The sequence below is a fragment of the Variovorax sp. SPNA7 genome (assembly GCF_033807855.1).
GTDB classification, from domain to species: domain Bacteria; phylum Pseudomonadota; class Gammaproteobacteria; order Burkholderiales; family Burkholderiaceae_C; genus Variovorax; species Variovorax beijingensis.
This window is the reverse complement of sequence record NZ_CP138513.1, coordinates 2,197,588-2,209,633: the sequence shown is the minus strand read 5'-3', so window position 1 is coordinate 2,209,633 and position 12,046 is coordinate 2,197,588. Positions and strand designations below refer to the sequence as shown.

11 protein-coding genes are annotated in these 12,046 nt (G+C 65.5%); 3 read left to right on the top strand and 8 right to left on the bottom strand.

Annotation, left to right across the window (positions count from 1 at the left end):
* Window positions 1-5: 5 nt before the first annotated feature.
* The 8 genes from RZE77_RS10265 to RZE77_RS10230 form a co-directional block, all read right to left on the bottom strand.
* Window positions 6-611 carry a flagellar basal body L-ring protein FlgH gene (locus tag RZE77_RS10265; RefSeq protein ID WP_319441732.1) on the bottom strand — a complete coding sequence of 202 codons (606 nt, stop codon included), beginning with the start codon at window positions 609-611 and terminating at the stop codon, window positions 6-8.
* Entirely contained in the window at window positions 608-1,663 is a 1,056-nt protein-coding gene (flgA, locus tag RZE77_RS10260) for a flagellar basal body P-ring formation chaperone FlgA (protein WP_319441731.1), read from the bottom strand. The genes RZE77_RS10265 and flgA overlap by 4 nt, the downstream gene beginning before the upstream one ends.
* Window positions 1,647-2,435: a flagellar basal-body rod protein FlgG gene (gene flgG / locus RZE77_RS10255; protein WP_012747377.1), complete on the bottom strand. Its 789-nt coding sequence runs from the start codon at window positions 2,433-2,435 to the stop codon at window positions 1,647-1,649. The genes flgA and flgG overlap by 17 nt, the downstream gene beginning before the upstream one ends.
* Before the next feature lie 43 nt (window positions 2,436-2,478).
* A complete protein-coding gene (locus RZE77_RS10250; protein ID WP_319441730.1) occupies window positions 2,479-3,258 on the bottom strand; it encodes a flagellar hook-basal body protein in 780 nt (259 codons plus the stop codon).
* A gap of 19 nt (window positions 3,259-3,277) precedes the next feature.
* Window positions 3,278-5,365, bottom strand: coding sequence for a flagellar biosynthesis protein FlhA (flhA, locus tag RZE77_RS10245; RefSeq protein WP_319441729.1), 2,088 nt, complete (start codon window positions 5,363-5,365; stop codon window positions 3,278-3,280).
* Window positions 5,362-6,459, bottom strand: a complete 1,098-nt coding sequence (locus tag RZE77_RS10240; protein WP_319441728.1) for an EscU/YscU/HrcU family type III secretion system export apparatus switch protein — start codon at window positions 6,457-6,459, stop codon at window positions 5,362-5,364. The genes flhA and RZE77_RS10240 overlap by 4 nt, the downstream gene beginning before the upstream one ends.
* A complete protein-coding gene (locus tag RZE77_RS10235; RefSeq protein WP_319441727.1) occupies window positions 6,459-7,178 on the bottom strand; it encodes a flagellar biosynthetic protein FliR in 720 nt (239 codons plus the stop codon). The genes RZE77_RS10240 and RZE77_RS10235 overlap by 1 nt, the downstream gene beginning before the upstream one ends.
* 125 nt (window positions 7,179-7,303) lie before the next feature.
* On the bottom strand, window positions 7,304-7,546 hold the full coding sequence (locus RZE77_RS10230; protein WP_319441726.1) for a flagellar biosynthetic protein FliQ: 243 nt from the start codon (window positions 7,544-7,546) through the stop codon (window positions 7,304-7,306).
* 456 nt (window positions 7,547-8,002) lie between these two features.
* Here RZE77_RS10230 and RZE77_RS10225 point away from each other — a divergent pair, with 456 nt between their 5' ends.
* The 3 genes from RZE77_RS10225 to RZE77_RS10215 all read left to right on the top strand — a co-directional run bounded on the left by RZE77_RS10225 (window position 8,003) and on the right by RZE77_RS10215 (window position 12,017).
* On the top strand, window positions 8,003-8,275 hold the full coding sequence (locus RZE77_RS10225; RefSeq protein WP_319441725.1) for a hypothetical protein: 273 nt from the start codon (window positions 8,003-8,005) through the stop codon (window positions 8,273-8,275).
* 131 nt (window positions 8,276-8,406) lie between these two features.
* Entirely contained in the window at window positions 8,407-9,045 is a 639-nt protein-coding gene (locus RZE77_RS10220) for a YjbF family lipoprotein (protein ID WP_319441724.1), read from the top strand.
* Window positions 9,042-12,017 carry a YjbH domain-containing protein gene (locus RZE77_RS10215; protein WP_319441723.1) on the top strand — a complete coding sequence of 992 codons (2,976 nt, stop codon included), beginning with the start codon at window positions 9,042-9,044 and terminating at the stop codon, window positions 12,015-12,017. The genes RZE77_RS10220 and RZE77_RS10215 overlap by 4 nt, the downstream gene beginning before the upstream one ends.
* The last annotated feature ends 29 nt before the right edge of the window (window positions 12,018-12,046 follow it).

Genomic DNA, 12,046 nt, shown 5'->3' with positions numbered 1-12,046 from the left:
GGTCATCACAGTCCCAGCCAGTCAAAGATCCGCCGCCATGCGCTGCGGCGTGCGCGGTCGGCCACATCGCCCTCGCCCACGTAGGTGATGCGGGCGTCGGCGAGCCTCGTGGAGAGCACGACGTTTCCATCGGAAATGTCCTGCGGGCGGACACGGCCTTCCAGGTTGACCTTTTGCAGCTCGTCGTTCACCGTGAGCAATTGCTCGCCGGCAACGCGCAGCTCGTTGTTGGCCAGCACTTCCTTGACCGTGACGGTCAGCGTCGCCAGCAGCTTGTTGGCGCGCTGGGTGCGCCCGCCGCCGTCGAATTCGCCCGTGACGCCGATGCCCAGCTGCCCCACGACCCGGTTGCCCGTCTGCGTGACCGAGCCGTTGATGTCGTTGGCGCGCCGCGTGCCGGTGTTGGCGCTGGTCGAGGCGGACGAGTTCTCGAACACCTGGACCGTGAGCGAGTCGCCCACCCGGAATGCCTTGTTGTCCGCCGTCAGCGGGCGAAAGCTGTTCTCCTGGAAGAGGCTTTCGGCCATGGCCGGCGCCGCGCAGAGCAATGCCGCGCCGGCAGCCAGCGCCGCCAAGGCCGCGCGAGGGAATTGAAGATGCCTGCACGTCATGGTTGCACCTCGACCTGCCCAGGCCCGGTGACCCGCGCCATCACCTCGCCGCTCGAGCCCGGAACCTTGACGCGAACGAGTTGGCCGGTGCGGCCATCCTGCAGAACCTCGACGCGGCTCTCGACCGATACGGCACCGCTGCCGGCCTGAAGATGCGCCCAGTTTCCGCGCACCACCGCGGGCGCTGGCTCCAGATGCGCATGGGTCAGCACCTCGCCGGACTTCAGCGGCCTGCGCAAGCGCTGCCGTCCCGCGTCGAGCTCGGCACTGGAAGACACGGGCGTGCCGTGCCTGATGTTCGTGAGGTCGACTTCGCGCGACTCGGTGGCGCCGCGCAGCAACACCGCATCGACCTGGGAGCCGCTTCTCATGCTTTCCGTGGCAACCGGAAGCGGCGCCCAGGCATTGACCTCGAAGGTCACGGCGGTAGTGCGCACAAAACGCTCGTCCACCCAGGCATCGACCCACACAAGCATGCGCCTCGATGGCTGCGACTGGCTGGCCAGCGGCCGCACGCGCAGCACCGGCACGCCCGCGGGCAGGACCAGGTCGCGGGCCGAAGACACCGGCTGCACTTCGGCGCGCACGCTGCGCTGCGACAGCCAGCCGACAAGCACCGAGCGCGCGGCCTCGACCACGGCTTCGCCGGGCACTTCCTGCGCGGCGGTCTCGATGGCGGTCTCGCTCGCACCGCCCCAACGGATGCCGAAGGCGCCATCCACCGACAGCAGGCCGCTTCGGGCCTCGACCCAGCGCACGATGGTGTCGCGGTCGAGCGTGACCGGCGACCCCGCCCGCGGGGCCGTTCCGATGGGCAGCGCCATCAGGCGGCGCAGCGTGGGCAGGTCGCGCGACGTAAGAAACGCGATGTCGCCCAGCCGCACGCTGGTGCGTTCGACGCGGACCAGCGGCCGCAGCTCGATGGAGACCGACGGCTCGCTCGCAGACGCGGCGCCCCAGTCGGGCGAAGGCCCTGCAACCGCCAGCGTCGACATTGCCGCCGCCCCCAGGGCCGAGGCGATCCAACCGGGCAAACTACTTGCGAAGGCCATTGATCATCCCCAGCATCTCGTCCGACGCCTGCATGACTTTCACGTTGGCCTCGTACACGCGCTGGGCCACCATCAGGTTGACCATTTCTTCCGTCAGCTTGACGTTCGAGCCTTCGAGAAAGCCCTGCGCAAAGCTGCCCATGCCATCTTCGGAAGCCTTTGCGGCAATCGCTTCTCCCGAGCCCGTGCTCGACCGGTAGAGGTTGTCGCCCTGGGGCAGCAATGCCGACGGGCTGGTGAAGCGCACCAGGTCGAGCTGGCCCACCTCGATGGGCGTGCTCTGCCCACCCACCTGCACGCGCACGCGGCCATCACCGTCGATCTGCATGTTCTGCGCGTTGTCCGGAATGGCCACGTTCGACTTCAGCGGAAACCCGCCGGAGGTTGCAAGCAGCCCATCGCGGTTGACCTTGAAGGTGCCGCCGCGCGTGAAGGAGCTCGACCCGTCGGGCATGGTCACTTCCAGGAAGCCTTCGCCCTGAATGGCAATATCGAAGGCCGACTCCGTCTTCTTCAGGTCGCCCATGTCGAAGAGCTTCGATACCGACGCGATGCCGACGCCCGCTCCCAGGCGGCTCTCGGCGCCCAGGATGCCGGCTTCTTGCGGCGTTTGCGCAAGGCGGCCCGCCTCGCGGACCATCAAGTCGGAAAAACCGACCTTGCTCTTCTTGAACCCGGTGGTGTTGACGTTTGCCAGGTTGTTGGCAATGGTGTCGACGTTGAGCTGCTGGGCCTGCATCCCGGTCGCGCTGATGTAGAGGGCATCGAACATGGTTGTATTCCGTTGAAGATTGAAGAGGGCTCGCGGCGACGTCTTACGAGAGCTCGCCGAGCTTGCGCACCGCCCCACCGATCATTTCGTCGTAGCCCAGCGCCACGCGCTGCATCGATTCGAAATGCCGCATCGACTGGATCAGCTGCGCCATTTCCTGCATGGAGCTCACGTTGGAGTTCTCTACAAAGCCCTGGCGAAGCTGGACATCGGCTTCTGCCACTTGCGCGGGCTGCTGCTCCGTGCGCATCAATCCGCCGCCCATGCGCTGGAAGTCGTCGGTGTTCTCGAAGCGAACCACCTTGAGCTGCCCCACCGGCGTCGGCTCCGCTCCGCCGCCGGGCTTGCTTTCGAACACCTGGCCACTGGCATCGATGACGGGGTTGGGGCGAGTCAGCACAATTTCGCCGCCCACGCCCATGACGGGATGGCCCTGCGCCGTGACAAGGCGCCCGCGCGCATCGAGCTGCCAGCTCCCCTGCCGCGTATAGGCCAGGCCGGCGTCGGTCGAAACCTCGAAGAACCCCGCAGCGGTCAGTGCCACGTCGAGGCTCTGGCCGGTCGACTTGAGGCTGCCCGGCCGCGCATCGGTCTGCACGAGCAAGGTGCCCGCTGCGGGAGACCCCGCCGCTCTTCCAGCCAGGGTGCTCGCCCGCGCTTCGCGCAGCGCATCGGAAAACGCCCCCGCCCCCACCGGCAGCGAACTGGCCACCTCGCGCTTGTAGCCCGGCGTAGTGGCATTGGCCATGTTCATGCTGATGCGCTCCAGGCGCGCCATGTCCTGCTGCATGCTGTTCAGGCTGATGGCGAGTACGTCGCTCATGGGTTTGCTTTCTGGTGTCTCAAAGTTGGACGATGCTGAAGGACTTCAGCTCGATGGTGTGGGGAACCTCTGCCATCGACAGCACCCGCAGGTGCGGCATCACGCGCTCCGACAGCGCCCGCACGTGGCGGCGCAGTTCGGGCGCGCACAACAGTACCGGCAGGAGATTGCTCTTCATCATTCTTTCGGCCTGCTGGATCAGCCGCTTCATCAGCTGCTCGGACATGCGCGGGTCCAGAACGAAGGGCTGCGCCCCGCCCGCCTCGGTGGCCGCGTGGATGCTTTGCAGGAACTGGCTTTCCACCGCCGGATCGAGCGTGAGCACCTGCAGCGAGGTCGACTCGCCCAGCAAGCCTTGGCAAATGGCATGGCCGAGCCGCTGGCGCACGATCTCTGTCAGCTGGTTGGCGTCGCGCGTGGTGCGACCGGCGTCGGCAAGGGTCTCCAGAATGGCTTCGATGTGGCGGATCGAGACCTTCTCCCGCAGCAGGTTCTGCAGCACCTTCTGTACGTCGCTGGAGGAAAGCACGGTCGGGATCAGCTCTTCGACCAGGCCGGGCTGGCTCTGCCGCACGCGCGCCAGCAACCGGTCGACCTCTGCGCGCGTCAGCAGCGTGGCCGATTCGCGCCGCAGCATTTCTGTGAGATGCGTCATGAACACCGTGGGCGCATCCACCAGCGTGTACCTTGCCTGGCTCGCGGCACTGCGCTGGCTTTCTTCGATCCACAGCGCCGGCAGCCCGTAGGTCGGATCGCGCGTGGGCTCGCCGGGCACCGACTTGGTGTCGCCCGCCGGATGAATCGCAAGCAGCCGGTCCGCGCGGGCCTCGCCCTTGCCCACGATCACGCCGTCCAGGTGAATCTCGTAGCGGTCGGCGGACAGGCGCGCCGAATCCTTGAAACGCACGCGCGGCAGCACCAGGCCGAACTCCTGCGCATGCTGCTTGCGGAACGCGGCAACCCGCTCCATGAACACGCTGCCCGGCTGGTTGACCACCGGCACCCAGTTGCTTCCCAGATGCACTTCGATGGGCTCGACCTGCATCTGCGCGTAGGGGTCGTCGCTCGCCTGCGCGGCCGAACCATCCGCGGCCTGCTGCAAACCTTCTGCGCCGTCAGGCAGGGCCGAAGCGGGATTCGACTCCTTCGCCTTGGCGGCGCGGTAGAGCATGGTTGCGGCCAGCAGAAAGCACATGGCGAGCACGAGCGTAGGCAGCACCGGAATGCCGGGTAGCAAGAGCAGCCCGCCCAGGGCCATGGCAACCAGAAGCAGCGTCTTGGGGAACGAGCTCACCTGCCGCAGCGCCTCGCGGCTCAGATTGACGTCGGAAGACGAGCGCGTCACGATGATGCCGGTACCCACCGCAATCACCAGCGCGGGCACCTGGGTCACGATGCCGTCGCCAATGGTCAGCAAGGTGTAGGTCTGCAGCGCCTGTCCCCACGGCATGCCGTGCTGCATGACGCCAATCACCAGCCCGCCGATGATGTTGATCAGCAAGATGATGATGCCGGCAATGGCATCGCCCTTCACGAACTTGCTCGCACCATCCATTGCGCCGTAGAAGCCGGCTTCCTTCTCGATGTTCTTGCGCCTTCGCTGGGCCTCGGCCTGGTCGATGAAGCCCATGTTCAGGTCGGCGTCGATGCTCATCTGCTGGCCGGGCATGCTGTCGAGCGTGAAGCGCGCCGCCACCTCGGACACCCGCTGCGCGCCGCTCGTGACCACCACGTACTGCACCACGATCAGAATCAGGAACACGATCAGGCCGATGACATAGTTGCCACCCACCACGAACGCGCCAATCGCGCCGATCACCCGGCCCGCATCGCCGTCCGAAAGAATGAGGCGCGTGGCCGCCACGTTCAGCGACAGCCGGAACAGCGTCGCTATCAGGAGCAGCGACGGAAAGGTCGAAAACTCCACCGGCCGCGCCATGTAGAAGGTCAGCAGCAGGACCAGGAAGGCGAAGCCGAAGTTGCTCAGGATCAGAAAGTCGAGCAGGCCGCTGGGAATGGGCGCAAAGAGCACCACCAGCACGCCAAGCACCAGCAGCACCAGCGCAATGTCGCTGTGCTTGCCAAGAACGCGTCCGAGCGAGTTCATGCGTTGCCTTCCGCGGACGTACCGCGGCCAAGCCGCTGTTCGCGCATGGCAAACACCCACACGATGATGCGTGCCACCTGCGCATAAAGCTCGGGGGGCACCGAATGATCGACCGGCAGCTCCTTGTAGAGGCGCCGAGCCAGCGGGGGGTTTTGAACCACCGGGATGCGATGGCGCGCGGCAATCTCGCGCATGGCGGCTGCCATGTGCCCCGCTCCCTTTGCCAGCAACTGGGGCGACGCCATGCGGCCGTGCTCGTACTTGAGCGCCACGGCAAGATGGGTGGGGTTGGTGATCAGCACGTCGGCATTGCGCGTCTGGCGCAATGCAAGGCTTCGCTTCAGCGTCTCGCGCCGCAGTTCGCGCAACCGGGCACGAATGCGGGGGTCGCCTTCGCGGTGCTTGGCCTCGTCCTTGAGTTCACGCTGGCTCATCCGCATCTTTTTTGCGAATTCGCGCCGCGTGTACATCAGGTCGAGCAGTGCAATGAGCGTGAGCACCAGCGCCATCTTCAGTCCGACGCTCGCAAGATCGTCCAGCAGCGTGCGCAGGTAGCCCACGGGCGACAAGGAGGCCAGCGCATAGAACTGGCTGGCCAGGGCCTCCAGCGCAAGAAAGGCCACCAGGCCCAGCAAGGCCAGCTTGACGATGGCGCGCGCCGTGTCGAACAGCACGCGCATCGAAAACAGCTTCTTGAGCCCGTTGACCGGATTGATCCGGTTGAAATCCATCTTCACGGGCTCGAACGAAAGTATCGGCCCCGTCTGCATCATGTTGCCGACGATCGCCGCCAGCATGATGGCCGCGAAGAAAGGCGCTGCCAGCGTCAATGCGGAGCGCAACGCGCGCTCGATCAGCGGCCAGAGGCCCACGCCCGAGGCATCCATGCGGCCCGCGTGGATCAGGAGCGCCTGGTCGAAACGGAATTGGCTTGCCACGGCGCCAAAGCCGCGCCACGTCAGGTAGACCACCGCCACCCCAAAAACCAGCGCGGCCACCACGTCGGTGCTTTTGGCGGCCTGCCCGCGCTCGCGCGCACGCTGCAGCTTGTAGGGCGTGGCCGCTTCATTGCGGTCGAGGTCTTGCTCCGCCATCAGCGCCTCTGCTGCGTTGGCGCCGGCGCGGCAACAAAGATGCCGTCCCATGTCGACGCAATGCCCGCATAGGCGCGCGTCATGACGGAGCCGATGCCGGCAAACCAGAATGAAAGCGCCACCAGGCCAACCAGGATCTTCACCGGAATGCCCATGGTGAACATGTTCATCTGCGGCAGGTTGCGGCCCACCACGCCCAAGGCAAACTCCACCAGCAAGATGCAGAACACCACCGGTGCCGCCAGCGCAAAACCCAGGCTGAAGAGACCCGCCGCCTGCTTCAGCACCGGGGCCACCGCATGCCCGACAGACCAGGACGCGCCCACAGGGAAACGCTCCACGCTGTAGCTGATGCCCCACAGCAGCGCGTGATGCCCGTTGAGAAGAAAGAACACCAGCACCGCCAGGTAGTTGAACGCCGACGTCAGCACCGGAATGGGGCGCTGCGTCACCGGATCGATGACTTGCGCAATGCCGAAACCCAGTTGGACGTCCAGCAACTGCCCCGCGATGGAAAACGCCCCAAAGGCCAGCAGGATCCCAAGGCCGAGCGTGGCGCCCAGCGCAAGCTCAGCAAGGGCCGAGAACAGCAGCTCGTTCCAGCCCATCCATGCGCCAACCGGGGCTGAAAGACCGGAAGCCAGCGCTATCGACAGCCCCAGCACCAGCAGCATGCGCACTGAAGCCGGCAGCGGCACCGCATAGAAAATGGGCGTCATGGCAAACGTTGCGGCCACGCGCAAGGCCAAAAGCCCGACAAAGGCCAGCCAAGTGCCGCCGATCTCGGGCGCAAGGACTGCGGCCGCAGATTGCAATTGCAGGGGGTTCACAACGAGTTCGCAAATCAGAACATCGAAGGAATGCCGCTCCAGAGCTGCACGGTGAATTGAGTCAGCTTACGGAGCATCCAGGGGCCGGCAAGAATCATTACCGCCCCGGCGGTAAAGAGCTTGGGAACGAATGTCAATGACATTTCCTGGATCTGGGTCACCACCTGCAGCACGCTGACTGCCACCCCCACCAGCATCGTCAATCCGAGCACGGGAAGGCATAGCAGAAGCCCTGTCCAGAACAGATCGGACATCATCTTCAAGGCCAAATCAGCGTGCATGCTCTCCCCGCAACCGGATAACTCTGTGCCGTCTTGTGGACGGCCTTTTTATTTGACGACTCTTTGAAGCAAGTCTAACGTAGCCTTACGATTTAGTTTTAGCCAAATATTAAATTCAGTTGGCAGTCCACCTGAATTAATTCATTGGTATTAGTTTCAAAGCCAACACCTAAGGAGATTGGTAGGATCTTGGTTGTAACGGCGCAACTCGGCTATTGCCTGCGGTCCACCGAGCGGGTTGAGTTCTTTCAAGTACAGCGGGTCATCAGGTGTGACTTATTGGCACTAGTTCAGCTTTCATCTATCGCGTGCCCCTCCCCAAAGTGGTACCATCGGGCCGTTGACTAGAGTAACAATGCGCAATCGCCGGTTACTATCGGTTGTCGACGCTGTCGCTCACTTCCAAGCTTCAACTGAACGGGGAAAAAATTCATGAAACATAGTCACCTGATCGCAGCCATGGCTCTCGCAGCCCTGGCCTCCGCGCCTGCCCTCGCACAAACATTGCCCACGGCTCCTACCAGCGCTGCTGATGCCGTGCGCGCAGCCGGCGGTGGCGGCCTGACGACCCCGCAAATCGGCGCAGCAGTTGGCGGCGGCGTGCTGCTGGCAGCAACCCTTGGTGGCGGCGGCGGCGGCGGTGGTGGCGGTTTCATCATCCCCGGCGGCCCTGGCGGCACCACTGGTACCACCGGCACCAGGTAATGGTCGGAGCCCTCCGCAAGGGGGGGTTCCCAGCGAGATTCCAAAGCACCGCCAGCGCGGTGCGAAAAATAGGATGTTGCGTACTCGCATCATCCTTTTTTTTGGGCGGATGCTCCTCGGGCTCCTCGGCAATGCTTGCCACGGCCCGGCACCTCTACAACAACAACGCCTCGCCGTCGGACTCCCACACATTCCGTCCGGAATTCAGCTATTTGCGTGCCACCTTCGAAGGCCGCACCGTCTTTCTCGTGCTCGGATACGTCGACCCCCATCCCGAAGGTCCTACAGAGGTCTGGTACAGCGCCTCGGGTGAAACGGTGCGCCTGCGCAACGGGCGCCTGGTGGCCACGGCCGGCCTCACGACCGACTGGCGCGCCGTGCGCCTTGTCAACACGCCTGCCTGGCCCTCCGCCACGGCCGCCGAGAGCACGACGACAGCAACAACACGCTTCCAACGCGAGCGCGACCTGATGCCGGGCTACCGCTCGGGCATACGCGACGAGATCGAGCAGCGGCAAATCGCCCCGCCTACCGACACCATGCTCGCCGGCCGGCCCGCGAGTTCGCTGCGCTGGTTCGAGGAGCGCAGCAGCACGCGCCCGGCTTCGGCATCGCTGCCGCCGGCACGCTTTGGCCTTGCCCAGGTTGGGGACAAGCTCGAGGCGGTTTATTCCGAGCAGTGCCTTTCCCGTGATCTGTGCTTGAGCTTCGAGCGGTGGAATCCCTCTGTGCCAGCCAACGTTGCCTCGACAAGCGCAGCTGGTTCATGAGACCCCCGCCCCCGCCCGGCTCCATCACCAACCCCTTCCGCCTCAGCCTGTTGGCCGCAGCGATCGTGTTGATGAATCCCTCCGCCCATGCCGCAGCCACCGACCGCAGTGTTGGCGGCGCCGCGCAGGTGCGGCCGGGCGAGCGGCTCAGTGATTGGCTCTTGCGCCAACCCGAAGATGCGGCCAACCCCGGCCTCGCATGGCAGGTGCCACAAGAGCTGCTCGCACAGCAGTACCTGAAAGAGTCTCTGCTGGTGCGGGTGGAAGCGGCCGTTCGATCGGCCTCGCCCGAAGAGCGGGCTTCGCGCGAGCAGCTCTTGTCCGTGCTGCAGAGCCTTCCGGCGACCGGCCGCGTGGCGCTGGGCATTGTCGATCCGCGCTGGCTGCAGGCGAACCCCGGGCAAGACCCGGTGCTCCGCGAAGGCCAGCGGCTCGCAGTGCCGCCCGCCCCGCTGCGCTCGGTTACCGTGGTGCAGCCTGACGGCAGCTTTTGCCAGGTGGCACACGAAGGCGGCCGCTCGGTGCTCGACTACCTGGGCGCCTGCGGCCTTGGCAGCGGTGCCGACTGGGCCTGGATTGCGCAGCCTGACGGCCGCACCACGCGCGCAGGCATCGGCGCCTGGAATGCCGAGCCCGCCGACGAACCCTCGCCCGGCGCCTGGATCTGGGCCCCGCCGCGCCGCATGAGCGCCCTGGCGGACCTGTCGGAAGGCCTCATCAAGTTCCTTGCCGTGCAAGGCCCCTCGCCGCAGGAACCCAACACCACCGCTCCTCCGGCCGCCAACGCGACCGTGTTCGCCGCGCCCACCGTCGCCGCCACGCTGCCCGAGGCCGTGGCCTCGCAGCCGCGCCCGCTCGACATCAGCGGCAACGACTGGGGCGAAACCGGCCTGCTGCAAACGCCATCGGCCCGAATGGGCGTGGCCGGCGACACCCGGGCCTCGCTCACGTCGATCTGGCCCTACACGCGGCTGAACGTCATGTTCCAGCCCTTCGACTGGATGGAAGCGGGGTTTCGCTACACCTCCATCTCCAACCGTGTCTACGGGCCAACTTTCCTCGACCAGTCTTTCAAGGACAAGAGCATCGACCTGAAGGTCCGGCTGCTCGAAGAATCCACCTACCTGCCCCAACTGGCGCTGGGCTTTCGCGACATCGGCGGCACCGGCCTGTTCTCGAGCGAATACCTGGTGGCCGGCAAGCGCGTGCACGACTTCGACTTCAGCCTGGGCATCGGCTGGGGCTACCTGGGCTCCAGCGGCAACATCGGCAACCCTTTCAAGCTGCTGGGCAGCCGCTTCGACACCCGCCCGCGCGCAAACACCACCGGCAACGCCAACATCAGCAGCTTCTTTCGTGGCCCGGCCGCCCTCTTTGGCGGTGTGCAATGGCGCACACCGTGGGACCCGCTCACGCTCAAGCTCGAATACGACGGCAACGACTACCAGAACGAACCGCTCAGCAGCAAGCTGCGGCGGCGCTCGCCCATCAACGTGGGCCTGGCCTACCGCGTGTCGCCCAAGGTCACGTTGTCTGCCGGCTTCGAGCGCGGCGACAAGTTCATGATTGGCCTCACGTTGTCGAGCAACCTGGCCGCATCGCAGTCGCCCAAGCCGGCTGACCGGCCGCTGCCGGAATTCAGGCCAGAGGCGGCCCCCCGCTCCCCCGGCTGGGCAACCACCGCGACAGAGATCGAGGCGCAGACCGAATGGATCGTCGAGCGTATTGCGCCCAAGGACGACGTGCTGCATGTGTGGGTGAGCGACAGCAACACCGTCTACCGCACCGCGCGCGTCGAAAAAGCCATTGCGGTGCTCCACCACGACGCGCCCGACGCGATCAAGAGCTTTGTCTTTCACTACGCCGAGCGCGGCCTTGCGGTGCATGCGCAGGCCATCGACCGCGCCGAATGGGTGGCCGCGCGCATCCAGGCCTTGCCGCCGCATGCCGCGCGGGCCGTGTCCAAGCGCGACTACGAACCCGAGTTGGCCCGCCCCGACGACACGCGCAGCAGTCCCGCGCAGAACACCACCGCCGCCGAGGCCGCCGCCCCTGAAACGAACGCCCCCTGGGTGCGCCCGCGCGACAAGTTCACCTTTGGCATGGCGCCGAGCTACGGCCAGATCGTTGGCGGGCCCGACGCCTTCCTGCTCTACCAGATCGGCATCCAGGCCACGGCCGAATACCGCTTTACCCAGCGCACCTGGCTCAGCGGCGCGGTCAACCTGCGGCTGGCCGACAACTACGACAAGTTCACCTACACCGCGCCCAGCGACCTGCCGCGCGTGCGCACCTACCAGCGCGAGTACGTCACGTCGCGGCGCTTCACCATTCCGTCGCTGCAGCTCACGCACGTGGGGCAGCTGTCGAGCAACCACTACTACAGCATGTATGGCGGCCTGCTCGAAACCATGTTTGCAGGCGTGGGCGCCGAATGGCTGTACCGGCCCGCGCGCTCACCGGTGGCCTTTGGCGTGGACATCAACCGCGTGCGCCAGCGCGACTTCAACCAGGACTTTGGCCTGCGCGACTACAAGGTGACCACCGGCCACGCCACCCTTTACTGGGACACCGGCTGGAACGGCGTCATGGCCAAGATCAGCGCGGGCCAGTACCTTGCGGGCGACCGCGGCGTGACGCTCGAAGTCATCCGCCGCTTCGACAACGGCTTTGTGCTGGGCGCCTACGCCACCAAGACCAACGTTTCTTCAGCGCGGTTCGGCGAAGGCAGTTTCGACAAGGGCATCTACCTTTCGATTCCGCTCGACGCCCTGCTGCCGCGGTCGAGCAAGTTTGCGCTGGGCTTTGCGTGGGCGCCGCTCACGCGCGACGGCGGCGCGCGCCTGGGCCGCAGCAACACCCTTTATGAACTGACCTCCGTGCGCGACCGGGGCGCATTCAACTTTGCAGCCCCGCCAGACAACAAGCCGCGCGCCGGAGACAACATCTTGAATTTCGATCGCAGCCCATGAGCGTTTTTTCCTTCAATGAAAGGCGGACA